The sequence below is a fragment of the Micromonospora coxensis genome, assembly GCF_900090295.1.
Taxonomy (GTDB): Bacteria; Actinomycetota; Actinomycetes; order Mycobacteriales; family Micromonosporaceae; genus Micromonospora; species Micromonospora coxensis.
On the sequence record NZ_LT607753.1, the window covers coordinates 2422948 to 2447208 of the forward strand.

Below are 24261 nucleotides of genomic sequence, written 5' to 3' on the forward strand. Positions count from 1 at the left end.
AAGGATCTGATGGCGACCCTGCTGTACCGGCTCGGCCGGGCCTCACTGCGCCGCCGGCGACTCGTCGTCGCCGTCTGGCTCGTCGTACTCGTCGGCCTCGGCGTCGCCGCGGCGACGCTGAAGGGCCCCACGGCGAGCAACTTCACCATGCCCGGCACCGAGTCGCAGCAGGCGCTCGACCTGCTCGCCGAGCGGTTCCCGGCGGCCAGCGGCGCGACCGGCACCATCGCGGTCAAGGCGCCCGCACCCGGCCAGCTCGGCACCCCCGAGGGGCAGGCCGTGGTCGGCCAGGTCGTCCAGGAGGCCGCCGCGCTGCCCGGCGTGGTCGGCGCCGTCGACCCGTTCCAGGTCCAGGCGCTCTCCCCCGACGGCCGGTACGCCCTGGTCCAGGTGCAGTTCGCCGAGGGCGCGGACGCGGTGACCGACGAGCAGCGCGAGGCGTACGAGAAGGTCGGCGCGCAGGCCGAGGCGCAGGGCTGGCAGATCGCGCCCGGCGGTGAGGTGCTCAACGCCGAGCCGGAGGTCGGCTCCACCGAGGCGCTGGGCGTGCTGGTCGCCGCGATCGTCCTCGTCATCACCTTCGGCTCGCTGGTCGCCGCCGGGATGACCATGCTCAACGCGCTGATCGGCGTCGGCGTCGGCATGGCCGGCCTGTTCGCCCTCAGCGGCGTGGTCGAGCTGACCAGCACCGCGCCGATCCTGGCCCTGATGCTCGGCCTGGCGGTCGGCATCGACTACTCGCTCTTCATCACCTCCCGGCACCGGCAGAACCTGCTCGACGGGCTGGAGCCGGACGAGGCGGTCGGCCGGGCCGTGGGCACCGCCGGCTCCGCCGTGGTCTTCGCCGGCGCGACCGTGGTCATCGCGCTGGCCGGCCTGGCCGTGGTGGACATCCCGTTCCTCACCGTGATGGGTCTCGCCGCCGCCGGCACGGTCACCGTCGCGGTGCTGGTCGCCATCACCCTCGCCCCGGCGCTGCTCGGCTTCGCCGGCCGTCGGGTGCTGCCCCGCAAGCTGCGCGGACGCGAGGCGGTCGAGTCCCCCGCCACCGGCTCGGAGGACCGTTCCGGCTTCGGCTTCCGCTGGGCGCACTGGGTGACGAAGCTGCGCGTCCCGGTGATCCTGGTCGGCGTGCTCGGCCTCGGGCTGCTCGCGCTGCCCGCCCAGGACATGCGGCTGGCCCTGCCGGACGCCGCCACCGCCCCGGAGGGCACCCCGGCCCGGGTCAGCAACGACGTCATCCGGGAGGGCTTCGGCCCCGGCTTCACCGGCCGGCTCGCGGTGGTCGTCACCTCCGACTCGCCGCAGACCACCCAGGCCGCCGTGCCGCAGGTGACCGCGCTGATCCAGCGTACGGAGAACGTGCTGGCCGTGGCCCCGCCGCAGGTCGACCCCTCGGGCCGGACCGCGCTGCTCGGGGTCATCCCCAAGACCGGGCCGACCGACGCGGCCACCGAGACGCTGGTCAACGACATCCGGGCGGAGGTCGGCTCGATCGGCGGCGCGCAGGTGCTGCTCACCGGCGTCACCGCGATCGGCATCGACGTCTCCGAGAAGCTCACCGACGCGCTGCCGGTCTACCTGCTGCTCGTGGTCGGCCTGTCGATCCTGCTGCTGATGCTGGTGTTCCGCTCGATCCTGGTGCCGGTCAAGGCGGCGCTGGGCTTCCTGCTCACCGTGGCCGCCACCTTCGGCATCACGGTCTGGGTGTTCCAGCAGGGCAACCTGGCCGGCCTGGTCGGCCTGGACACCCCCGGCCCGCTGATCAGCTTCCTGCCGATCCTGCTCATCGGCATCCTGTTCGGCCTGGCCATGGACTACGAGGTCTTCCTCGTCTCCCGGATGCGGGAGGACTTCGTGCACGGCGACACCGCCCACCAGGCCACCATCAACGGCATGGGCCACGGCGCGCGGGTGGTCACCGCCGCCGCGCTGATCATGATCTCGGTCTTCGGCGGCTTCGTCTTCCTCGACGACCCGGTCATCAAGTCGATGGGCTTCGCGCTGGCCGTCGGCGTCGCGATCGACGCGTTCGTGGTCCGGATGACCATCGTCCCGGCGGTGATGTCGCTGCTGAACAACTCCGCCTGGTGGCTGCCGCGCTGGCTGGACAAGGTCCTGCCGAACGTGGACGTCGAGGGCGAGGGGCTGCGGGCCCACCTCGACCGGGAACCGGCCAACGTCTGACCGGCCTACGTGACCAGGGCCCCCGCCGCACCCGGCGGGGGCCCTGTCCGGTGTCCTAGACGCCCGCCGGGTACGTCTCCATCTCGCCCACCGCGGGGAGGGCGGGCAGCGGGTGCAGCGCCGTGGTCTCGTCGCACCAGATGAACGCGTCGTACCGGTCGGCCAGCCGGGTCGGCACGTAGTTGCCCCAGGACTCGAAGCTCGGGTCGTAGACCACCCCGATGGCGCGGTGGTCGAGCGGCGCGGTGGCCCACTCCGGCTGGTCGGGTCCACCGAGGACGAGCACCGCCCGCTCCGGCATCAGCTCGTGCAGCCGCCGCTCCAGCGAACCCTCCCGGGCCGGTGGCACCACCATCACCTCGGCCGGTGAGCCCCAACGCGGAGCGGCGATCACCGTGCCCCGGTAGCCGCCGAAGCCGACCAGCGCGACCGCGTCGGAGCCCAGCCGCTCCCGGGCGAGCTGGCCGATGTTGACCATGCCGCCGTCGGCCATGTCGGTGGCCCGGGCGTCACCGACGTGGGTGTTGTGCGCCCACACGATGCCCCGGGACCCGGGACCGTAGTGCTCCAGCAGCCGGTCCAGGGTGTCGGCCATGTGGATGTCCCGGACGTTCCACGACTCCGGTCCGCCGTGCACCATCGCCCGGTAGTAGCGCTCCGCGCCGGCCACCACCTGCGCGTTCTGCCAGGCCGCGAAGGCCGCCGGGCCGTCCGCCACGGCGTGTTCACGGGTACGCGCCAGCAGCCGCACCACCTCCTCCTCGCACCGGGCGGAGACGAACCGGCTCGCGGCGCCGTACTCCTCGACCCGCCTGCCGTACGGCTCGAAGCAGCGGTAGGCGTCCTGCGCGGCCTCCAGCGAGCGCGGGTCCTCCTCGCCCAGGTAGTCGAAGATGGCCTGCATGGACTCCCAGAGGCTGTAGACGTCCAGCCCGTGGAAGCCCGCGCGCCCGCCCTCCGGGCGCTCCGCGTTCCACGCCCTCAACCAACGGCAGAAACGGTCCACCTCGGCGTTCGCCCACATCCAGGTGGGCCACCGCGCGAAGCTCTCCAGCGCGACACGCGGATCCGCCGCCCCGCCGGGCGCGCCGGTCACCGACCGGTTCACCCGATCGCAGTCCGGCCAGTCCCCCTCCACCGCGACGAACGAGAAGCCCTGCTCGGCGATGAGCCGGCGGGTGAGCTGCTCACGCAGCCGGTAGTAGTCGTAGCTGCCGTGGGTGGCCTCGCCGATCATCACCACCCGGGCGTCCCGGACGCGCGCCAGCAACGGGTCGAAGTCGCTCGGCGCGCCGAGCCGCTGAACCAGCATGCGAGCGGCTACCCGGCGGCCCGGCGGACAAACACCCCGCCGCGCCGGGGCGGCGGGTGTGGCGGCGGGCTGAGGGGGTAGCCGGGCGGCATGACCGTTACCGGGGTGCAGTTGCAGGAGTACCTGGCCGGGCTCGACTATCCGGTCTCCCGCGAGGACCTCATCCGGTGGGCCCAGGAGAACGGGGGCAGCACGGAACTGCTCCAGATGCTCCGGGCCCTGCCCGCCGAGCAGTTCAACGACCCGGCCGAGCTGCACGAGTCGCTGGCCACACTGGCCTGACGGGCCGCCGGATCAGGTGACCGTCACGCTGACCGTGTGCCAGCCGGTCGCGCCGTCGGGGAAGGGCGGACGACGCTGCTCCGGCTGCACCGCGCCGGTGCCGTCGGTGGCGCGTACTCGCAGGCTGTGCCCGCCCGGGGTGGCCGGCCAGGCGTACCGCCACTGGACCCAGGTGTCGGTGGAGGCGGTGGGGAGCAGCTCGGCGGGCCGCCAGTCGCCACCGTCCACGGACACCTCCACGGCGGCGATGCCCCGGTGCTGCGCCCAGGCCACCCCGGCGACCACCACCCGGCCGGCGTCCAGCCGGGCGAACGGCGTCGGCCGGTCGATCCGGGAGGCCGTCTTCACCGGTGCCCGCCGGGCCCAGCCCCGCCGCACCCAGTACGCATCGAACGCGTCGAAGGTGGACACCTCCAGCTCGACCACCCACTTGCAGGAGCCGGCGTACCCGTAGACGCCGGGGGTGAGCATCCGCACCGGGAAGCCGTGGGTGAAGGGCAGCGGCTCGCCGTTCATGCCGACCGCCAGCATCGCGTCCCGCCCGTCGAGCAGGGTGTCCAGCGGCGTGCCGATCGTCATCCCCTCCTGCGAACGGGCGACGAGCTGATCCGCGCCGGCACGCACGCCGGCCTCGCGCAGCAGCGGGGCGAGCGGCGCGCCGAGCCACCGGGCGGTGCCGACGTACGGGCCGCCGACCTCGCTGGAGACACAGCTCAACGTGATGTCCCGCTCCACCAGCCCCCGGTCGAGCAGGGCGGCGAAGTCCAGCTCCACCGGCCGGTCGACCATCCCGTGCAGCCGCAGCCGCCAGGCGTCGGCGTCGAGGCGGGGCACGGTCAGCGCGGTGTCGACCCGGTAGAAGTCGGCGTTGCGGGTGTGGAAACCGGGGGCCGTGCCGGGCGGCAGCGGCGTCGCCCGGCTCACCGGGGCGGGCAGCCGGACGGCCGCCCGGGACCGGGCCGCGTCGACCGCTCCCTCCCGGCGCAGCAGCACCGCGCCGCTACCGGCCAGCACGGTCCCCGCCGCCACCGCGACGCCGTTGCGCACCACATCCCGCCGGGTCGGCCCGCCCGGGCCGGCAACGCCGCCGGGATCCGACGCCGACGATCCGGCCGGCAGCCTCGTCGACACCGGCGACCCGGCCGGTACCGGCGCACCGGACGAAAGCTGCGCGGACGCCGACGACCCGGCCGGGAGCGGCACCGGCACCGGAGTCCCCTCCGGTTGCGGCTCGGACGCCGACGACCCGGCCGGGAGCGGCGGCGACGCCCCCTCCGGTGTGCCGGCGGCCGGTGGGGCCGGGGTCCGGACCGCCGTCCCGGTGCGCGGCGACCGGCCGATCCCCGGCAGCGGCACGACGCGCAGCAGGACGGCGGCCGCCGCCGCGCCGGCCAGCGCCGGCAGGGCGTCCACCGGCCGGGCGTCGGGGCGGGTCAGCGCGGCGAGCGCGCCGGCTGCGCCGAGCACCGCCGGGCCGAGCAGCCCGAGCAGCGGACGCCGCCGGGACAGCACCCCGGTGGCGGCGGCCAGCAGTGCCAGCGCCAGCCCGATCCCGCCGATCAGCAACGGCTTGTCGTACGTGCCGAAGGTGCGGACGGCGAACTCCTTGACCGGGGTCGGCGCCCCGTCGACGACGGCGGCGCCGACCGCGACGATCGGTGCGGCCTGCGGCCGGACGGCCGTGGCGAGCAGTTCCGCGAGCGCCACCCCGGCGGCGGCGGCCAGCAGTCCCGATCCGGCCGGTACGAGGACACGACGCACGGTGGACCTCCTCTCCACGGCTCGTCCGGCGGCGGTCAGGACTTCGGCATCAGGACCGAGTCGACGATGTAGACGGTCGCGTTGGCGGTCTGCACGTTGCCGCAGACCACCATGGAGTTGCCGTTGACGGTGAACTCCGTGCCGCTGCCGCCGACCATCACCTCGCCGCCCTGGAGCGTCTTGTGGGTGCCGGCGAGCTGCGCCGGGGCGAGCCGGCCGGAGACCACGTGGTAGGTCAGCACGTCGGTGAGCGTCTTCTTGTCGGCGAGCACCTTGTCCAGGTCGGCCTTCGGGATCTTGCCGAACGCGTCGTTGGTCGGGGCGAAGACGGTGACGCCCTGGGCGCTGTTGAGCGAGTCGACCAGGTCGGCCTGCTTGACCGCGCCGACCAGGGTGCTCAGCAGCGGGTTGCCGGAGGCGGCGGTGGCGACCGGCACCTTCGCCATCGCCGCGAAGCTGCCCGGGTTCGACGCGTCGGTCGGCACACCCGCGCAGCCGGGGCCGAACTGACCGTCGGCCATGGCCGGGGCGGTGCTGGCCGGGGCGCTGCTGGGCATCGGGGCGCTGGTGGCCGGAGCGGCGGCACCGGTGTCCTCGCTGTCGCCACCGCAGGCGGCGAGGCCCAGGGCGACGGTGGCGGCGAACGCGACGGCGGTGAACTTCGTGGGGCGCATCGGGTGAATCCCTCCATCGGGTGAAACCTGCTGTCTGAGAGGGATTCGTCGCCCGGACCCGACCGGATGGGTCGGATCCGGGAAAAATTGGCCGATCAGGTCAGGACCAACGCCACCAGGGGCGTCATCGTCGGCTGCGCCGAGCCCCCGGCCGGCTCCTCGGTCACCCCGAACAGGCCCTTGCCGCGTACCCCGCCGACCAGCACGGTCCCCGCGCCCTGGCCGGCCGGGAGGACACCGGCCGAGGTGGCGGTGGCGCCCTCGATCAGCCAGAGCTGGTAGGCCCGGCCGGCCGCCGGGGCGGTCAACCCGTCGAGCAGCGCCACGCCCTCGTCACGGGCGGCGGAGGCCACCAGGGTGACCCGGCCACCGGCCGGGACCGCCCCGGTGCGGACCACCGCGTCCGGGGCGGCGAGCACCGCCCGTACCCGCTCCGTCTCGCCCCGGGCCGACACCGCCGCCTCGCGCGCGTCGCGTACCCGCTGCTCCTGGACCATCCAGGTGGCCGCGCCCGCGCCGCCGGCCAGGGCCACGGCGGCGGCTGCGGCGGTCAACCGGCGCCGCCACCGGCCGCGCGCCGCCGGCCCGTCCCGGCCCGCCCGGCCGGGGCGTTCCTGCGGGGTACGCCGGATCTCCGCCAGCACCGCGTCGCGCAGCCTCGGCGGCGGTACGGACCAGGTCGGGTCGGCGAGCCGGGCGGCCGCCTCGCGCAGTTCGGCCACCTCCAGCGCGCAGGTCTCGCAGGCGTCGAGGTGCCGGACGAACGCGGCCCGCTCGACGTCGTCGACCGCGTCGAGCACGTACGCGCCGGCCAGCGCGTGGATGTCGGTCATCGGCCCAGCTCCACTCCGAGGCAGTCGCGCAGACGGATCAGCCCGTCGCGCATCCGGGTCTTGACGGTCGGCAGGGCGGTGTCGAGCAGGCCGGCGACCTCCCGGTAGCTGTGCCCGCCGTAGTAGGCCAGCGTGATCGCCTCCCGCTGCACCTGGGTCAGCTCGGTGAGGCAGCGGCGCACCTGCTGGCGTTCCAGCCGCGCCGCCGCCTCCTCGGCCACCTCGTCGTACGGCGTCTCGCCGGAGCCCGCGGCGACCCTGCGGACCCGCTCGGCGCCGGCCTGCTCGGAGCGGACCCGGTCCACCGCGCGCCGGTGCGCGATGGTGAAGACCCAGGCGGTGGCGGAGCCCCGGGCCGGGTCGAAGCGGGCGGCGGTGCGCCACACCTCGACCAGTACCTCCTGGGTCACCTCCTCGGCCTGCGCCGGATCGCGCAGCACCCGCCGCACCAGCCCGTGCACCCGGGGCGAGACGAGCGCGTACAGCCGCTCGAAGGCCGCCTCGTCGCCGCGGGCGACCGCGCGCAGCAGGTCGTCGGCCTCGGCGCGCGGGTCCGGCACGTCGGGGACCGCCCGCAGTCGGGGCCCGCCCTCGGGCGGTGGGGTGCGGTCACCGTCGATGTCGCCGTGGGTCATCCGGCCCCGCCCTCCGTCCGCTCCTGCTGCCAGCACGGTAGGCATTCGGCGCGGACGGCGGACCGGATGGGTGCGGATCCACCGCGTGCAGCAGGCGGAACAGGACCAGCCACTGCTCCGGCCAGACCAGCCCGACCGGCGTCGCCGGGTCCAGCCGGGCGGCCCGCAGCGCCCCGTCGACCCGGGCCCGCCGATGCGCCGTGCGCAGCGAGGCCGCCAGCGAGCCGCCGGCGCCGCCGAAGCCCAGCTCCACCATCCTCCGGTACGCCGGCAGCGCCGCCGGGGGCAGCAACGGCTCGGTCCGGCGCTCGACGCGCAGGATCCCGCCGTCCACCCCCGGCACCGGACGGAACGCGCCGCGGGGCACCCGCCCGGCCAGCCGCCAGTGGTGCTCCGGCCAGGTGAGGACGGTCAGCCGGCTCCACCGGCCGTGGTCGCCGCTGCGCTTGCGGGCGTACTCCAGCTGGGTGAGCAGGGTGGCCGCCCGCAGGCCGGGCGCGGCCAGGCACCAGCGGACCACCGCGGCGGTCAGCGACCACGGAATGTTCCCGACGACGTGGAACGGCTCGTCGGGCGGGACGGAGGCGAGGAAGTCCACCTGTCGGTGGGTGACCCGGGGCAGCCGCGCGCAGACCGCGGCGAGGTCCGGCGCGACGGTCGGGTCCACCTCGTACGCGACCAGCCGGCCGCAGCGGGTGGCGAGCGGGCGGGTCAGCCGTCCTCGCCCGGCCCCCACCTCCAGCACCAGGTCGTCGGGGGTGAGTCGGGCCGCCTGGACCAGCCGTGCGACGGCGGCCGGGTCGACGAGGAAGTTCTGGGACAGCACGCGACGGGACCGGTCACGTGCGGTGGTACGGGTTCGGCGGGGCGCCACGAAATCGTCCTGTCTGTCGCCGGTCGGCGACGGTCCGGACAGGCGGCACGACGGCGGGCCTGTCCGAGCGGATCGGGACTCGGACGACCCTGGAGATCGGCGTCAGGACGCGGGCGCGCGAGGGCGACCGTCGGTTCGCGTCGGCGGGTGCAGAGCGCTCTGCACCCGGTTACGCGACACCCCGGTCGAGGACCTGCCCGACGGTTCTGCACCCGGCTGCGCGATGCGGAGTCGGACGCCCCCGGCGAGCCGGCCGGGGTGGGCGAATACCCCGGTCCAGGGGCTGCCCGACGGCGCGGTGCGACAGGGGCGGACGGCGGCACCGGATCGGTGCGCGACACACCGGCCGGCCCGGTGATCGGGCGGCGGGTGTACGCGGGTCAGGTCAGGCGCGGTGGGCGTCCCGGCCGGCCAGGGCCGGGCGCCGGACTCGCGGACGGGAGACCTGCAGGAGGCCCCACGTGGCCGGCGCGACGGCCACGTCGATCAGGGCATGCGTGCACATGGCGGCCAGCCTAGTGACCGACCCGTCGGCCGGCGACGCAATTTCCCGGCCTCAGAGGTCGAGGGTGCGCCCCGCCCGGCGGGCCGCCTCGGCGGCGGCCAGGATCTCCACCACCTCCCGACCGAAGCGCACGTCGCAGCGGTGGTCCCGGGTGCCCGCGTCGATCTCCTCGACGAGCTGGTCGATCGCCGTGCCGAACGCGGTCAGCGCGCTACCGTCGGCCGGCGGGACGGTTTCGGTGCCGTTCTCGCCGAAGAAGACGAAGTCGCGGGTCATCGCCGCGCGCGGCGCGTCCAGGGTGAGCGAGAGCGCGCTGGTCGCGCCGCCGTCGTGGGTGAGCAGCAGGTGCACCAGCCCGCTCGGCCCGTCCATCGCGGCGACCCGGGTCACCCGGCCGAGCACCGGCAGGATGATCGACAGCGCGTGCGGGCCGATGTCCCAGAGGGCGCCGTGCTCGCGCCGCCACTGCGAGTCGCCGTACGGGTTGCCGGGCTGGTAGATCGAGGCGAACATGGTCGCCCGCGCGTGCTGCCAGCCGCCGGCCGCGGCGGTCGAGGCGAGGAAGCCGGTGATGTTCGGGTGGAACCGCTGGGTGAAGAAGACCACCGAGGCGACCCCGGACTGCTGCGCGGCGGCGACCAACCGGTCGGCGTCGGCGAGATTCAGCGCGAGGGGCTTGTCCAGCAGCAGGTGACGGCCGGCGATGGCGGCGCGTACGGCGATGTCGACCTGCACGTCCGGTGGGAGCGCCACCGCCACCGCGTCGCACGCGTCGAGCAGCGCGTCGACGTCGTCGTACGCCGGCACGCCGTGCCGATCGGCGAGCGCGGCGGCCCGCTCCGGGTTGCGCCCCCAGACCCCGACGAGGTCGGCGCGCGGGTGCGCGTCGATCGCCGCGGCGTGCGTCTCCGCCGCCCAGTGGCCGGTGCCGAACAAACCGAACCGCAGCACGAGGTACCCCCGGGTGTCGTCCCCCGCCGCGGCGACACCCGCGGCCGTGATCCACGCTAGTCGCCGGTCCGCCCCCGCGCAGCCGACGCGGCCGGGCCGGGTCGCCCGCGCCGGGTCAGGCCGGGCCAGGCCGGGCCGGGCCAGGCCGGGCCGGGCCAGGCCGGGCCGGGCCAGGCCGGGCCGGGCCGGGCCAGGCCGGGCCGGGTCAGCCCGGGCCCGGCCGGGTCAGCCCGGGCCCGGCCGGGTCAGCCCGGGCCCGGCCGGGTCAGCCCGGGCACGCTGTGCCCGGGCCGGGTCGGCCACGCTGGGCCGGGTCGGCCGGGCCGCGCCGGGCCGGGCCGGGCCGGGCTGGGCTGGGCCGGGCTGGGCCGGGCCGCGCCGGGTCGGCCGCGTCGACGGCAACCCTCGGACTGGTCCTAGGGGCGGGCTCGGCGCGGCTGGCTCGAACTGCTGGCGACCCGGCCACTGCGGCCAGGCCGAGCAGCACCGCGAGGAGCCGGGCGGCGCCGGGGGTGCCCGGCCGACACGTCGCTCGGGCACCGACCGGGCCGACGGCGAGTACTACGACGGTTAGTAGGCTGTGCCGGTGACCGAGACCGGGACCGGATGCCCCCGATGACCAACGCAGCCTCGACCGCGACGCCGGTGGACGGGATCCTCGCGACGGCAACGATCGTGCTGTCGCTCGTACTCGCGCTCTGGAGCCTGGTGGCGGCGGTGCGCCACCGCGCGCCGGACCGCCTCCAGTTCGTCGGCCTCGCGGTCCTTGAGGTCGCGCTGCTCGCGCTGACCGTGTCGGCGCTGGTCGCGCTCGGTGGGAGCGAGCGGCCGGACGAGCCCGGCGCGTTCTTCGGCTACCTGGTGACGCTGGTCTGCCTGCCGCCGCTGGCCTGGGTGCTGGCGAAGATGGAGCCGACCCGCTGGGGCTCCGCGATCGTCTGCGCGGTCTGCCTCGTGCTGCCGGTGGTCGTGGTCCGGCTCCAGCAGACCTGGGACCTCGCCGGTGGCTGACCCGGACACGCCGACGACCAACTCCGGGCCGGGACGGCTGCTGATCGCGGTCTACATCCTGTTCGCGATCGCCGCCACCTCGCGGGCCACGCTCCAGCTCGTCACGAAGTTCGACGAGGCGCCGGTGGCGTACCTGCTCTCCGCGCTCGCGGCACTGATCTACATCGTGGCCGCCGTGGGGCTGGCCCGCGCCGGGCACGCCGGCCGCCGGGTCGCGCTCGCCTGCTGCTCGGTGGAGCTGGTCGGAGTGCTCGGCGTCGGCGTGCTCAGCCTGGCCGACCCCGAGCTCTTCCCCGACGAGACGGTCTGGTCGGGCTTCGGCAGCGGGTACGGCTACATCCCGCTGGTGCTGCCGGTGCTGGGCCTGCTCTGGCTCTGGCGCACCCGCCACACCACCCGCTGACCGCCTCACTCCGTCACCCCAGCGCCGCCGCGCCGCCCCGCGTGCTCCGCGCCGCCACCCTGCCCTGCGCTGCCGCCCTACCCGCGCGCTCCGCGCCGCCGGCCGTTCGCGCAGGCCCGCCCGACCCGGGCCGCCGGCCCGCCCGCCTCGCGCCGCCGGCCCACCGCGCGCAGTTTCACGGAAAGAGTGGCTATGGAACGCGGAATGGCCACTCTTTCCGTGAAAGAGTGGCCATTCCCCGCAGGGGCGGCGCGCACGACGCGGCGCGACGTGGCGTGGCGTGGCGCGGTGTGGCGTGGCGTGGCGCGGTGTGGCGTGGCGTGGCGCGGTGTCGGCCGGGTCAGTCCTTGGGGCCGCCGGCGACGTAGATGACCTGGCCGGAGACGAAGGACGCCCCCTCGCTGACCAGGAACGAGATGGTGTGCGCGACGTCCTCGGGGCGGCCGGGGCGACGCACCGGGATCTCGGCGGCGGCGTGCTCCTGGAGCGCGTCGAAGTCGACCTTCATCCGGGCGGCGGTGGCGGCGGTCATGTCGGTGACGATGAAGCCCGGCGCGACCGCGTTGACGGTGACGCCGAACGGGCCCAGCTCGATGGCGAGGGTCTTGGTGAAGCCCTGGAGGCCGGCCTTGGCGGCGGAGTAGTTCGCCTGCCCCCGGTTGCCCAGCGCGGAGGTGCTGGACAGGTTGACGATCCGGCCCCACTTCCGCTCGACCATGTGCTTCTGCGCGGCCTGGCTGAACAGGAAGGCGCCCCGCAGGTGCACGCCCATGACGGTGTCCCAGTCGGCGTCGGTCATCTTGAACAGCAGGTTGTCGCGGAGCACACCGGCGTTGTTGACCAGCACGGTCGGCGCGCCCAGTTCGGCGGCGACCCGCTCGACGGCGGCCTCCACCTGGGCCCGGTCCGACACGTCGGCGCCGACGCCGAGGGCGCGGCCACCGGCGGCGGCGATCGCGTCCACCGTCTCCTTGGTCGCCGACTCCTCGATGTCGACCACGGCGACGGCCATGCCGTCGGCGGCCAGCCGGCGGGCGGTGGCCGCGCCGATGCCGCGCGCGGCTCCCGTCACGATGGCGACGCGGGGCTCCTCCGACATGATTACCTCCCGGTAACTTGGGCTCGATCGAAGGAGCTTAACCCAGCCGCGCGCCGGCCCGTCCCGGCCTCAGCGGGCCCGTCCCGGCCTCAGAACGCGGCTCCCCGGCACAGCCGGATCCAGCGGTAGCCGTAGCCGGCCAGCTTGAGGCTGTCGAGCTTGCCCACCTCGCCGTAACCCCGGTCGGCGAGGACGTCGATCGGCAGGTCCGCCTCCGGGGCGAGCGAGCCGAGGTCGACCTCGACGTCCTCGGTGCCGAGGTTGTGCAGGAAGACCATGGTGCCGGTGGGCCCGTCGGCGCGGTGCGCCAGCACTCCCGGCGGCATCGGCACGTCGATGTGGGTGGTGGAGCCCGAGCCGATCTCCGGGGCCTCGCGGAGCGTACGGATCATCCGCTCGAACCAGGCCAGCAGCGACTTCGGGTCGTTGCGCTGGGCGGTCACGTTGACCCGCTGGAAGCTGAAGTCGCCCTTGTCGATCACCGGCCGGACCAGCTTCTCCGGCTCCGCCGTGGAGAACCCCGCGTTCTCCTTGTACGACCACTGCATCGGGGTACGGATGGCCTGCCGGCCGGACAGCGACAGGTCCTCGCCCATGCCGATCTCCTCGCCGTAGCGCAGCACCGGCGTGCCGCGCAGCGAGAACTGCAGCGCGTACGCCAGCTCGATGCGCCGGCGGTCGTTGCCGAGCATCGGGGCGAGCCGGCGTCGGATGCCCCGGTCGTAGATGCGCATGTGCTCCTCGGGGCCGAACTCGGCGTACACCTGGTTGCGCTGCTCGGCGGTGAGCCGGGAGAGGTCGATCTCGTCGTGGTTGCGCAGGAAGGTGGCCCACTGCCCGCCGGTGGGCAGCGTCGGGGTGTCCCGCAGCGCCTCGATCACCGGCTCCGGGTCCTGGCGGGCCAGCGCCAGCATGAGCCGGCCGTTGAGCATGAAGTCGAAGAGCATGTGGATGCGGTTGCCGGAACCGGATCCGTCGCCGAAGAAGGCGGGGAGCTGGTCGGGCTCCACGTTGGCCTCGGCGAGCAGGACGGCGTCGCCGCGACGCCACTGCACGTGCTGGCGCAGCTCGGTCAGGAACTCGAAGTCCTTGGGCGAGTTCGGGTTGCCCGGTTCGGTCAGCTCGATGATGAACGGCACCGCGTCCATCCGGAAGCCGGAGACGCCGAGCTGGAGCCAGAACGAGACGATCTTCTTGACCTCCTCGCGGACCTTCGGGTTCGCCATGTTGAGGTCGGGTTGGTACTTGTAGAACCGGTGGTAGTACCAGGCCTTCGCGGTCCGGTCGTAGCTCCACGTCTCGTGCTGCTCACCGGGGAAGACCATGCCCTGCCGGCGGTCGTCCGGCTCGGTGTCGGACCAGACGTACCAGTCGCGGTACGGCGAGTCGGGCGAGGAGCGGGCGGACTGGAACCAGGGGTGCTCGTCCGAGGTGTGGTTGACCACCAGGTCGATGATCACCCGGATGCCCCGGTTCTGCGCCTGGTGCAGCAGCTCGGCGAAGTCGCCGAGGGTGCCGAAGCGGGGGTCGACGTTGTAGAAGTCGGTGACGTCGTAGCCGTCGTCGCGGTTCGGTGACGGGTGGATCGGGTGCAGCCACAGGCAGGTCACCCCCAGCCGGGCCAGGTAGTCGAGCCGGCCGATCAGCCCACGGATGTCACCCACCCCGTCGCCGTCGGAGTCCGCGTACGTGTCGATGTCGAGGCAGTAGACGACCGCCTCGGAGTACCACCTGTCACCCATGCCGACCATATGTCTCCGACCGGCCGCCCCGGCAAACACGAAGACCCGCCGTCCCCGCGCCCCCGACGATGATCCACTTTGTGTGCGGCGGGTCGCGGTCTCCCGGAACAGGGACACCGCGACACGCCGCAAGTGGCGTCGATCATGATGCCCGGCGGCGGTGGGTACGGTGCCGACATGACGCAGCACGCCGAGGAGGCACTCCGGGACGTCGACTGGGACACCGGCGAGTGGTTGCACGCCCCGGTCCGGGTGACACGGACCGACGAGGGCGACCTGCTGGTGGAGCCGGGCGCGGAGACGGACTTCTGGCGGCACACCAGCTACGGCTTCGTGCACGACGACGGACCGGCGCTGCTCGCCGCGCTGCCCGCCGGCGCCGCCGTCGAGGTGAGCTTCCGGTTGGACTACGCCGCGCAGTTCGACCAGGCCGGGGTGCTGGTCCGGGTGGACGAGCGGAACTGGGTCAAGGCCGGGGTGGAGGTCAGCGACGGCCAGCCGCAGGTGGGGGCGGTGGTCACCCGGGAGGTCTCCGACTGGTCGGTGGCCCCGGTGCCGGAGTGGGCGGGGCGGGAGGTGACCGTCCGGGCCAGCCGGGACGGTGACGCGCTGACCGTCCGGGCCCGGGTGGACGACGAGCCGTGGCGGCTGGTCCGGCTCGCCCCGCTCGCGCCGGAGGCGGCGGCGCTGGCCGGGCCGTACTGCTGCTCGCCGACACGGGGTGGGCTGACCGTCCGGTTCACCGGCTGGCGTCGGGGGCCGGCCGACCGCGCGCTGCACCCGGAGCACTGAGCACGACGTCAGTGGGCGTGGTCACCGCGAGGTGTGGCCGGGAGCTGTGGGGGTACCACCTTCCGATCCCCGGCAGCTCCCGCGGAAGGACGCCCATGGCGCACGCCCAGAACGTGGACCCGAACCAGTTCACCGGGCTGACCGGGTGGGTGGCCGGCGTCATCGACTCGCTCGGCGCGCTCGGGGTCGCCTTCCTGGTGGCCCTGGAGAGCATCATCCCGCCCATCCCCAGCGAGATCGTGCTGGCGATGGCCGGCTACCTGGCCAGTGAGGGCCGGTTCAACCTCGTGCTGATCGTGCTGGCCGCGACGGCCGGCTCGCTGGCCGGGGCGTTGGTGCTCTACTGGGTCGGCGCGGCCCTCGGGGAGGACCGGCTCAAGCACTGGCTCGACCGGCTGCCCCTGGTCGACCTGGACGACCTGGAGAAGGCCGACCGTTGGTTCGAGCGGTACGGCCGCTGGGCGGTGCTGATCGGCCGGGTGGTGCCGGTGGTCCGCAGCCTGGTGTCGGTGCCGGCCGGGGCGAACCGGATGCCGATGGGCGAGTTCGTCCTGCTCACCACGCTGGGCAGCGGGGTGTGGAACGCGCTGATCGTCGGCCTGGGCTACGCGCTCGGCTCCCGTTGGGAGGACGTGGACCGCTACAGCAGCTGGTTCAACTACGCGATCTTCGTGGTCTTCGCTTTCATGATCGCCAGTTGGGCGATGAAGAAGCTGCGCCGGCGGCGGGCCCGGCGGGAGCGGGAGTCGGTGACCTCCGGCCGCTGACCGGCGACGCTCGCCACGCGGCGCCGGCCGGGCCGCCACCCGGAGGCGACGACCCGGCCGGCGGTCGGTCCGGTCAGGGCAGGGTGGCCAGGTGCGGCTTGACCGTGCGGGCGAAGCCGTTGCCGTTGCTGACGTCCCAGTTCACCGACCAGGTCATCGCGCCCCGGATGCCGGGGTAGGTGCGCGGCGGCCGGAAGCTGCCGCAGTTGGTGCCGCGCGCCAGGCAGTCCAGCGCGGCGTTCACCACGCTCGGCGCGACGATGCCGCCGCCGGCCGCGCCGGGGCCGGCGGGCAGGCCCAGGCCGACCTGGTCCGGGCGCAGGCCGTTCTCCAGCTGGATGCAGGCCAGCGCGACGATGAAGTTCACCGTCCCCTGGGCGTACGCGGCGTTCTGGTCGCAGCCGAGCATCGCCCCGGAGTTGTAGAACTGCGTGTTGACCACGGTGAGGATGTCCCGGATGTCCAGCGCGAGCTTGAAGTAGCCGGCGGCCGGGTTCTGCATGTCGATGGTCTGCGGGGCCATCGCGATGATCAGTCCCGGGCCCACCTTGGCCCGCAGGGCGCGCAGGGCCTGGGCCATGTACGTCGGGTTGAGGCCGTTCTCCAGGTCGATGTCGACGCCGTCGAAGCCGTACCGGCGGATCAGCGCGTGCACGGTGTCGGCGAAGGCGGTGGCCGAGGCGGCGTCGTTGACCGCGACCCGGCCGGCCTCGCCGCCGACGGAGAGGATGACCTTCTTGCCCCGCGACCGCAGGGTCTGCACGTCGGCGGTGAACTGCGCGTCGGTGTAGCCGCCGAGGGAGGCGGCCAGTCCCGGGTCGACGGCGAAGGTGACCGCGCCGGGGGTGGTGGTGGCCTCGCCGAAGGCGACCGCCACGATGTCGTACTCGCTCGGCACGTCGCGCAGCCGCAGTTCGACGGCGGGGTTGTCGAAGTTGTGCCAGTAGCCGGTGAGCAGGTGCTTCGGCAGGTCGCCGGTGGGCGGCGGCGGGGTGGTGGTCGGCGGCGGCGTGGTCGGCGGCGGGGTGGTGGGGGTCGGCGTCGGGGTGGTGGGCGTCGGGCTCGGGCCGGTCCCGCCGCCGCAGGGCGCGCCGTTGAGCAGGCAGTTGCCGGGTACGCCGGAGCCGCTGGCGAGGAAGCCGAAGGAGACCTGGGCGCCGGGGGCGACGGTGCCGTTCCAGGACCGGTTGGTGAAGGTGTGCCGCTGGCCGTTGCTGGTCAGCAGGGCGTCCCAGTAGGTGCCGAGGGTGGTCCCGGCGGGCAGGTCGAAGGAGAGGGTCCAGCCGGTGATGGTGCTGGTCCCGCCGTTGGTGATGGTGTACCTCCCCTCCCAGCCGCTGCCCCAGTCGGACGTCTTGGTGAAGGTGGCGGTGGGCCCGGCCGCGTACGCGGGCAGCGCGACCCAGACCGCGCCGATGGTCGCCGCGAGCGCGGTGACCAGGGAGATGACCAGTGAGCGGGAACGCGTCATGCGACCCTCCTGGGGAGATGGAGATCCATGGCTGTCGACGTCGGCGCCCCATTATTAAGAGTGTTAACTGTTTCTGTCCAGAGGGTGGCCCGGCCCCTCCCCCGGCTGGCGCGACGGGGACGGGCCGGGCCGGCGTCGGCTCAGCGCCGGAAGGTGAACCAGTTGACGTTGACGAAGTCGGCCGGCTGGCCGCTGGTGAACGTGAGGTAGACCGAGTGCCGGCCGGTGACCGTGGAGACGTTGCCCGGCACCGAGCGCCAGCTCTGCCAGCCGCCGGTGTTGGCGATCGCGAAGCTGCCGATCGGCGGGGCGGTCGGGCTGTCCACCCGTACCTCGACCAGCCCGCTCACCCCGGCGGCGGCGCCGGAGGCGACCCGGGCCACGAAGTCGCGCGGCGGGGTGGAGCCGAAGTCGACGTTGTCGTACCGGACCCAGTCGCCGTTGCGCAGCGCGCCGATGTTCTGCCCGCCCTCGGCGCACGCCTCGACGATCACCCCGTTCTGCGCGTTGAAGGACTCGGCCTGGACGGTCGCGTACGCGTCCCGCACTCCACCCGGGGGCGGGGTGGTCGGCGGCGGGGTGGTGCTCCCGCCGCCACGGCGGTAGACCGCCACGTAGTCGACGAGCATCGGCCGGCCCGGCACGGTGGCCGAGGTCGGCGTGGCGGACCCGGCCACCCCGTTCGGGAACGCGCCGCCCATCGCGACGTTGAGCAGCAGGAAGTAGCCGCCGTGGCCGGTCATCTGGGTCCAGTACGGCTCACCGACCCGGGTCTGGCTCACGGTGTGGAAGAGCTGTCCGTCGACGTACCAGCGCAGTTGCTGCGGGCTGACCGAGGCGTCCCACTCGAACCGGTAGGTGTGGAACGCCGACTGGCAGGTGGCGCCCGGACAGGCCCGGGACGCGCCGATGCCGTTGAACTCGTCGCACGGCCCGCCGGGGGCCACGCCGCAGTGCAGCACCCCCCAGACGGAGTTGATCCCGTTGACGTTCTCCATCACGTCGAACTCGCCGATGCCCGGCCAGTTCTGGTAGTTGCCCCGGTACGGCGAGCCGAGCGCCCAGAACGCGGGCCAGTACCCGGCGGCCTGCGCGCCGGTGACGTTCGGCATCTGGATCCGGCCCTCGATCGCGAGGACTCCCCCGGCCGGTGGCTTGAAGTCGGTGCGGACCGTCTCGATCCGGGCCGACGTCCACCGTCCGGCGGCATCGCGCAGCGGGGTGATCCGCAGGTTGCCGGCGCCGTCGTGGGCCAGGTTGGCGGTGCTGGCGGTGTACGTCTGGATCTCGCCGGTGCCCCAGTTGGCGGGACCGCCGGGGTAGCTGGTGCCGGTGTCGATGATCCAGTTGGCCGAGGACGGCAGGGTGCCGGACGCGCCGGTGAAGTCGTCGCTCCACATCAGGCTCCAGCCGGCCGGGGGCGGCGGGACCGCGGCCTCGGCGGTGACGGTGACGCCACTGAGGGCGGCGGTGGCGGCGACGGCCGTGACGGCGAGGGCGAGTCGCCGCCGGGACCGGCGCGGGACGGTGGGGGCGGCGGACGCCGCCGGGACAGGGCTCATCGGGGTTGCCTCTCGACGGGGACGGGCAAGAGAGCGCTCTCTGGGGGCGTTTTCTACGCGCCCGTCCCCGCCTTTGTCAACGAGCGTCGATGTCCTGGGGGCGAGGACGGCGGAGCACCACCTGCTCCAGCACGGTCCACCCGGTCGTGGTGACCAGGTAGAGCACCGCCGCCAGCGGCACCACCAGCGCCACCGGCACCACCCCGTACGGCAGCAGCGGCACCAGCCGGCCCAGGACGGCCGCCCCCGGCCCCTCGGTCGGCGTGCCGGCCACCGTCCCGGTCGCCGCCAGGACCCGTTTCGCCCGCCGGGACAGCACCCGGGCCAGCCCGAACAACGCCACCAGCAGCACACCGAAGACCACCACCACCGGGCCGGAGAGCCCGTCGCCGAGGTGCCAGCCCAACGGCACCCCGGCCAACGTCTCGTCGAGCAGCCCGGCGTTGCCGTCGCCGGTGGCGAAGAGGCGGTACATGACCAGGAAGAACGGCGCCTGGAGCAGGGCCGGCAGGCAACCCGCCACCGGCGACGCGCCCGCCCGGCGGTAGAGGGCGAACAACTCCTGCTGGAGCTTCGCCGGGTCGTCGGCGTACCGCTGCTGGAGCCGGCGGACGTCGGGGGCGAGCGCCGCGCGGCGTCGCTCCCCGCGGACCTGGGCGACGGTGAGCGGCGAGATCAGCAGTCGGACGGCGACGGTGAACAGGACGATGGCGGCGGCCGTGGCGGCCCCGCCGGTCAGCGGCGCGAGCACGCCGGCGAGCCAGGTGACGGCGGCGCCGGCGGCGCCCACCGCGTCGTGCACGGGTGAGAAGGCGAGCATGGGTGACCCCTCGATGGCGATTCCGGAACGTCCCGGCGGGACGGATGACGACGGAACCGGTCGGGAGGCGGCGGCGCGCGGGGTCAGCCCGCGGCCGGACACCACCCGACCGGGAGGACGCCTCCCGGTGCCCGGGGCCGGGGTCGGCCCGCCGCGTCCGGATCGACCTGGCGCGGCACCCGGCGGCGCCGGGCCCGCTCCCGCAGGCCGGCGGTCCACCGGCCGGCGCGCGGCGCGCCGCCGTGCAGGCGGGGCCGGGCCGCGACCAGCGCCGCGAGCAGCAGCGCGGCCACCAGGGCCGCGCCGGCCAGGAACTCGGCCGGACGGTCCGCGAGCAGCGTCAGCGCGGTGAGCGCGTACGCCCACCGCCCCGCCACCGCCACCAGCAGACCCGGCACGTGACCAGCCTAGGGTCCGGCGTCCACCGCTCGGCCGGATCGCGACACGCGGCCGGCACGCCGTGGCCGAGTTTCCGGCGGTCGCCACCCTGGGTAACCCGAGCCCGACCGACGCGGACGGCCCGCAGTCGACGTGAACGGACGGTGATGGCAATGACCAGCCAGGTGGCGGCCGAGGTGACGCCGACGACCCCGGAGGGCACCGACCTGCTGACCGTCGGGGTCGAGGAGGAGTTCCTGCTCGTCGACCCGCACACCGGCGCCGCGGTGCCCGCCGTCGACCTGGTCATGGAGCAGGTGCCGCCGGAGCTGCGCGGCCAGGTGGAGCGGGAGTTCCAGACCAGCCAGATCGAGATCGGCAGCCCGCCCGGGCTGGAGCTGCGCTCCATCCGGCACTCCCTCGGGGTGCTGCGCGCCGCGCTGGCCGACGCCGCCGAGCGGGCCGGCGTACGGCTGCTCGCCATCGGCACCGGGCCGGTGGACGGCCCCCTCCCGCCGGTGGTCGACAAGCCCCGCTTCGACCGCATGATCGAACGGTTCCGGCTGCTCGTGCCCGGCCCCGGCAACAACGGCATGCACGTGCACGTCGGGGTCCCCGACCCGGAGACCGGCGTGCAGGTGCTCAACCACGTCCGCTCCTGGCTGCCGGTGCTGCACGCGGTCACCACCAACTCCCCCTTCGCCCGCGGCGAGGACACCGGCTACGCGAGCTGGCGGTCGATCGAGTGGGAACACTGGCCGTCGGTCGCCCCCACCCCGTTCCTGGCGTCCCACGAGCACTACGAGCGGCTGATCCGGCAGCTCATCGCCAGCGGCGTGATGCTCGACGAGGGGATGCTCTACTGGTACGCCCGGCTGTCGGCGAAGTACCCGACGGTGGAGCTGCGCATCGGCGACGTCTGCCCGTCGGTCGACGACGCGGTGCTGGTCGCGGCCCTGGTCCGGGCCCTCGTGGCGACCGCCCTGACCGACATCGCCGAAGGGCGGCCGGCCGTCAACACCGACCACCACCTGCTGGTCGCCGCGCACTGGCGGGCGGCCCACGACGGGTTGGAGGGCGACGGCGTCGACCTCACCAACGGCGAGCTGCGCCCCGCCTGGGAGCTGCTGGACCGGCTCGTCGACCGGGTCCGCCCCGCCCTGGAGGAGCACGGTGACCTCGCCGAGGTCACCGACCTGCTCGGCGGGTTGCGCCGGCACGGCACCGGGGCGGCCCGGCAGCGGGCCGTCTTCGCCCGCACCGGCCGGCTGGAGGACGTGGTGGCCGACGTGGCGCGACAGACCCGCGGCTGATCTTTCCGTGGAAGACTGGGCACCGTGGCGCAACGGCTGATCGTGATCGGTGGGGACGCCGCCGGGATGGCGGCGGCCTCGCAGGCCCGCCGTCGTCGTGGCCGCGACGACCTGGAGATCGTCGCCTTCGAGCGGGGACACTTCACGTCGTACTCGGCGTGCGGCATCCCGTACTGGATCAGCGGCGTGGTCGAGGAGCGCGACGCGCTGATCGCCCGCGCCCCGCAGACCTTCCGCACCGAGTACGACATCGACGTGCGGCTGCGCACCGAGGTCACCGGCATCGACCTCGACCGTCGCGAGGTCGTCGCCCGGGACCTGGACCGCGGCGGCGAGGTGCGCGAGCGGTTCGACACCCTGATGTACGCCGCCGGCGCCGTCCCGGTCCGCCCCGCCTGGGCCGACGGGGACGTCGCCGGGGTCTTCGGCATGCAGACCCTCGACGACGGCGCGGCGCTGCGCGACTGGCTCGACGCCGAGCCGAGGCCCGGCCGCGCGGTGGTCGTCGGCGGCGGCTACATCGGGGTGGAGATGGCCGAGTCGCTGGTCAAGCGCGGCCTCTCCGTCACCCTGGTCGAGCAGGCCGAGCAGCCGATGTCGACCGTCGACCCGGACATGGCGAAGCTGGCCACCGACGCGATGCGCGAGGTCGGCATCGACATCCGTACCGGGGTGGAGGTGACCGGCCTCGACGAGCGGGACGGGCGGGTGTCCGCGGTCGTCACCGCCGACGGGACGCTGCCGGCGGACGTCGTGGTCCTCGGCCTCGGGGTACGCCCCAACGCCGCGCTCGCCGAGGCCGCCGGCCTGCCGCTCGGCCCCACCGGCGGGATCCGGGTGGACCGGCGGATGCGGGTGGCCGGGGTGCCGGACGTCTGGGCGGCCGGCGACTGCGTGGAGACGCTGCACCTGGTCAGCGGGCTCCCGGTGCACGTGCCGCTCGGCACCCACGCCAACAAGCAGGGCCGGGTCGCCGGGATCAACATCGGCGGCGGGTACGCCACCTTCCCCGGCGTGATCGGCACCGCCGTGACCAAGGTCTGCGACCTGGAGGTGGGGCGCACCGGCCTGCGCGAGCGGGACGCCGCCGCCTCCGGCTTCGAGTTCGTCTCGGTGGTCGCCGAGTCCACCAACCGCGCCGGGTACTACCCGGGGGCCCGCCCGATGACGATCAAGCTGATCGCCGAGCGCCCCACCGGCCGGCTGCTCGGCGCGCAGATCGTCGGCCGGGCCGAGGCGGCCAAGCGGATCGACGCCCTGGCCGTGGCGCTGTGGAACGGCATGACGGTGGACGAGATGACCGCCCTCGACCTCGGCTACGCCCCGCCGTACGCGCCGGTCTGGGACCCGGTGCTGATCGCCGCCCGCAAGGCCGTCGACGCCCTCGCCCGCTGAGGGTCTCCCCCGCGCCGGTGCGAGGCGCAGAGCGTGCTCGCCGCCGGGTGCCAGCAGCGGCGGGTCACTCCGGCGGAACTCGACGCGGCGCTGCGACGGTTGGCCCGGCCCCGACGCGCGGTGCTGATCAGACAGACCATCGCCGACCTGGCCGGCGGGGCCGAGGCGCTCTCGGAGATCGACCTCGTCCGGCTGTGCCGACGGTACGGGCTGCCTCGCCCCGAGTTGCAGGAACGACGGCGTGACGTGGACGGGCGGGTGCGCTACCTCGACGCGTACTGGCGGCGGTGGGGCCTGCACGTCGAGGTGGACGGGGCGCACCACATGGAGGTCCGCCACTGGGCGGCCGACCTGCGGCGGCAGAACCGGATCTGGATCGACGGCGACCGGATCCTCCGCTTCACCGCCTTCGACGTCCGCCGCCGACCCGACGAGGTGGCCGGGCAACTCCGTGCCGCGCTGACCGCCGCCGGCTGGCGGCCCTGAGGTCGTGGCGGAACCGCACCCGGCCCCACGGACAGGTGGTCGTTCGTCCAGGATGGTCGGATGGAGATTCCCGACCGGTTGTCGTGGGTGCGCAGGGTGCCGGCCGGGCAGGAGTGGCTGGCGGTGCTGCCCGAATGGCGTGACGAGTGTGCGCGGCAGTGGTCGCTGCGGCTCGGCCCGCCCTTCCCGCACGCCTTCGCGTCGCTGGCGATGCCCGCCGAACTGCCCGACGGCACGCCCGCCGCGCTGAAGCTCCAGTACCCCGACCCGGACAGCCTGCACGAGCCGGACGCGTTGGACGCCTGGGCCGGCGTCGGCGCGGTACGCCTGCTCGCCCGCGACCCGGACCGCCGGGCGCTGCTGGTCGAGCGGTGCCGCCCCGGGACGCCGCTGTACGACCTGCCGCCGGACGAGGCGCTGGACGTGGTCGCCGGGCTGCTGCCCCGGCTGTGGCGGCCGGCGGGTGACCCGTTCACCCCGCTGGCGGAGGAGGCGGCCGGCTGGATGGACCGGCTGCCTCGGAAGTGGCAGCGGGCCGGCCGGCCGTACGAGCGGCGGCTGCTGGACGTGGCGCTGGGCCGGCTCGCCGAGCTAATCGGCACCCAGGGTGAGCAGGTGCTGGTCAACCAGGACCTGCACGCCGGCAACGTGCTGCGGGCGACCCGGGAGCCGTGGCTGGTGATCGACCCGAAGCCGCTGGCCGGTGAGCGGGAGTTCTCGGTGGTGCCGATCGTGCGCGGCGGCGAGCTGGGCCACTCCGCGCCGGCGGTGCACCGCCGGCTGGACCGGATCACCGGGGCGCTCGGCCTGGACCGGGAGCGGGTGCTCGGCTGGACGATCGGCCAGACGCTGGCCTGGAGCCTGCACGACGACACGGTCTTCCCCAACCAGGTCGAGGTGGTTCGCTGGCTGGTCGACGGAGGGTGACGCCGGCGGACCGGACCGGCGACCGGCACGAACAGGCCGGCGACCGGCACGACCGGCAAGGCCGGACCGGCGACCGGCACG

Annotated in this window: 22 protein-coding genes and 1 pseudogene; 10 read left to right on the plus strand and 13 right to left on the minus strand. The window is 74.6% G+C overall.

Going from position 1 to position 24261, the window contains the following annotated elements:
• Positions 1 to 9: 9 nt before the first annotated feature.
• Positions 10 to 2187 carry an MMPL family transporter gene (locus GA0070614_RS10815; RefSeq protein ID WP_088975835.1) on the plus strand — a complete coding sequence of 726 codons (2178 nt, stop codon included), beginning with the start codon at positions 10 to 12 and terminating at the stop codon, positions 2185 to 2187.
• Positions 2188 to 2242: 55 nt separating this feature from the next.
• Here the strand turns inward: GA0070614_RS10815 and GA0070614_RS10820 are convergent, their stop codons facing one another.
• The gene (locus tag GA0070614_RS10820; RefSeq protein WP_088975836.1) at positions 2243 to 3499 is read right to left on the minus strand and encodes an erythromycin esterase family protein; all 1257 of its coding nucleotides are present in this window, start codon (positions 3497 to 3499) and stop codon (positions 2243 to 2245) included.
• A gap of 90 nt (positions 3500 to 3589) precedes the next feature.
• Between GA0070614_RS10820 and GA0070614_RS10825 the strand changes: the two genes are divergently transcribed.
• On the plus strand, positions 3590 to 3781 hold the full coding sequence (locus GA0070614_RS10825; protein WP_088975837.1) for a DUF2795 domain-containing protein: 192 nt from the start codon (positions 3590 to 3592) through the stop codon (positions 3779 to 3781).
• Positions 3782 to 3793: 12 nt separating this feature from the next.
• On the opposite strand, the gene GA0070614_RS10830 is transcribed toward GA0070614_RS10825, so the two are convergent.
• The 6 genes and pseudogenes from GA0070614_RS10830 to GA0070614_RS10855 form a co-directional block, all read right to left on the minus strand.
• Positions 3794 to 5542, minus strand: coding sequence for a molybdopterin-dependent oxidoreductase (locus tag GA0070614_RS10830; protein WP_088975838.1), 1749 nt, complete (start codon positions 5540 to 5542; stop codon positions 3794 to 3796).
• Positions 5543 to 5577: 35 nt separating this feature from the next.
• Positions 5578 to 6216, minus strand: a complete 639-nt coding sequence (locus GA0070614_RS10835) for a fasciclin domain-containing protein (protein WP_088975839.1) — start codon at positions 6214 to 6216, stop codon at positions 5578 to 5580.
• Between the two features lie 95 nt (positions 6217 to 6311).
• Positions 6312 to 7049, minus strand: a complete 738-nt coding sequence (locus tag GA0070614_RS10840) for an anti-sigma factor (RefSeq protein WP_088975840.1) — start codon at positions 7047 to 7049, stop codon at positions 6312 to 6314.
• Entirely contained in the window at positions 7046 to 7684 is a 639-nt protein-coding gene (gene sigK, locus GA0070614_RS10845; RefSeq protein ID WP_088975841.1) for an ECF RNA polymerase sigma factor SigK, read from the minus strand. Before sigK ends, GA0070614_RS10840 begins: the two co-directional genes overlap by 4 nt.
• Before the next feature lie 82 nt (positions 7685 to 7766).
• A pseudogene (gene erm, locus GA0070614_RS10850) lies at positions 7767 to 8558 on the minus strand (ErmE/ErmH/ErmO/ErmR family 23S rRNA (adenine(2058)-N(6))-methyltransferase); the annotation flags it as partial.
• A 556-nt stretch (positions 8559 to 9114) separates the two neighbouring features.
• Positions 9115 to 10014 (minus strand): Gfo/Idh/MocA family protein, encoded by a 900-nt coding sequence (locus GA0070614_RS10855; protein WP_172892408.1) that lies wholly within the window; start codon positions 10012 to 10014, stop codon positions 9115 to 9117.
• A gap of 615 nt (positions 10015 to 10629) precedes the next feature.
• On the opposite strand from GA0070614_RS10855, the gene GA0070614_RS10860 reads away from it, so the two are divergent.
• Together GA0070614_RS10860 and GA0070614_RS10865 are read left to right on the plus strand one after the other, a co-directional pair.
• Positions 10630 to 11025, plus strand: coding sequence for a hypothetical protein (locus GA0070614_RS10860; protein ID WP_172892409.1), 396 nt, complete (start codon positions 10630 to 10632; stop codon positions 11023 to 11025).
• Positions 11018 to 11428 carry a hypothetical protein gene (locus GA0070614_RS10865; RefSeq protein WP_088975844.1) on the plus strand — a complete coding sequence of 137 codons (411 nt, stop codon included), beginning with the start codon at positions 11018 to 11020 and terminating at the stop codon, positions 11426 to 11428. Before GA0070614_RS10860 ends, GA0070614_RS10865 begins: the two co-directional genes overlap by 8 nt.
• Before the next feature lie 340 nt (positions 11429 to 11768).
• Here the strand turns inward: GA0070614_RS10865 and fabG are convergent, their stop codons facing one another.
• Together fabG and GA0070614_RS10875 are read right to left on the minus strand one after the other, a co-directional pair.
• A complete protein-coding gene (gene fabG / locus GA0070614_RS10870) occupies positions 11769 to 12527 on the minus strand; it encodes a 3-oxoacyl-ACP reductase FabG (protein WP_088975845.1) in 759 nt (252 codons plus the stop codon).
• A gap of 89 nt (positions 12528 to 12616) precedes the next feature.
• Positions 12617 to 14269 carry an alpha-amylase family protein gene (locus tag GA0070614_RS10875; protein ID WP_088979366.1) on the minus strand — a complete coding sequence of 551 codons (1653 nt, stop codon included), beginning with the start codon at positions 14267 to 14269 and terminating at the stop codon, positions 12617 to 12619.
• Between the two features lie 177 nt (positions 14270 to 14446).
• On the opposite strand from GA0070614_RS10875, the gene GA0070614_RS10880 reads away from it, so the two are divergent.
• Complete coding sequence (locus GA0070614_RS10880) at positions 14447 to 15061, plus strand: DUF1349 domain-containing protein (protein ID WP_088979367.1); 615 nt, start codon at positions 14447 to 14449, stop codon at positions 15059 to 15061.
• 95 nt (positions 15062 to 15156) lie between these two features.
• Positions 15157 to 15828 (plus strand): DedA family protein, encoded by a 672-nt coding sequence (locus tag GA0070614_RS10885; RefSeq protein ID WP_088975846.1) that lies wholly within the window; start codon positions 15157 to 15159, stop codon positions 15826 to 15828.
• A 73-nt stretch (positions 15829 to 15901) separates the two neighbouring features.
• Here GA0070614_RS10885 and GA0070614_RS10890 read toward each other — a convergent pair whose 3' ends face one another.
• The 4 genes from GA0070614_RS10890 to GA0070614_RS10905 all read right to left on the minus strand — a co-directional run bounded on the left by GA0070614_RS10890 (position 15902) and on the right by GA0070614_RS10905 (position 20079).
• Complete coding sequence (locus GA0070614_RS10890) at positions 15902 to 17299, minus strand: chitinase (protein ID WP_088975847.1); 1398 nt, start codon at positions 17297 to 17299, stop codon at positions 15902 to 15904.
• 140 nt (positions 17300 to 17439) lie between these two features.
• Complete coding sequence (locus GA0070614_RS10895; RefSeq protein ID WP_088975848.1) at positions 17440 to 18861, minus strand: carbohydrate-binding protein; 1422 nt, start codon at positions 18859 to 18861, stop codon at positions 17440 to 17442.
• 76 nt (positions 18862 to 18937) lie between these two features.
• Positions 18938 to 19681: a YidC/Oxa1 family membrane protein insertase gene (locus GA0070614_RS10900; protein ID WP_088975849.1), complete on the minus strand. Its 744-nt coding sequence runs from the start codon at positions 19679 to 19681 to the stop codon at positions 18938 to 18940.
• 83 nt (positions 19682 to 19764) lie between these two features.
• Positions 19765 to 20079, minus strand: a complete 315-nt coding sequence (locus tag GA0070614_RS10905) for a DUF6412 domain-containing protein (protein WP_231933606.1) — start codon at positions 20077 to 20079, stop codon at positions 19765 to 19767.
• Positions 20080 to 20232: 153 nt separating this feature from the next.
• Between GA0070614_RS10905 and GA0070614_RS10910 the strand changes: the two genes are divergently transcribed.
• Genes GA0070614_RS10910 through GA0070614_RS10925 form a run of 4 tightly spaced genes read left to right on the plus strand, consistent with a single transcriptional unit; the run spans position 20233 to position 24180 of the window.
• Positions 20233 to 21372 (plus strand): carboxylate-amine ligase, encoded by a 1140-nt coding sequence (locus GA0070614_RS10910; protein ID WP_172892410.1) that lies wholly within the window; start codon positions 20233 to 20235, stop codon positions 21370 to 21372.
• Positions 21373 to 21396: 24 nt separating this feature from the next.
• The gene (locus tag GA0070614_RS10915; RefSeq protein WP_088975851.1) at positions 21397 to 22767 is read left to right on the plus strand and encodes an FAD-dependent oxidoreductase; all 1371 of its coding nucleotides are present in this window, start codon (positions 21397 to 21399) and stop codon (positions 22765 to 22767) included.
• A 33-nt stretch (positions 22768 to 22800) separates the two neighbouring features.
• Positions 22801 to 23253 (plus strand): PDDEXK family nuclease, encoded by a 453-nt coding sequence (locus GA0070614_RS10920; RefSeq protein ID WP_088975852.1) that lies wholly within the window; start codon positions 22801 to 22803, stop codon positions 23251 to 23253.
• A 60-nt stretch (positions 23254 to 23313) separates the two neighbouring features.
• Complete coding sequence (locus tag GA0070614_RS10925; protein ID WP_088975853.1) at positions 23314 to 24180, plus strand: aminoglycoside phosphotransferase family protein; 867 nt, start codon at positions 23314 to 23316, stop codon at positions 24178 to 24180.
• Positions 24181 to 24261 lie beyond the last annotated feature (81 nt).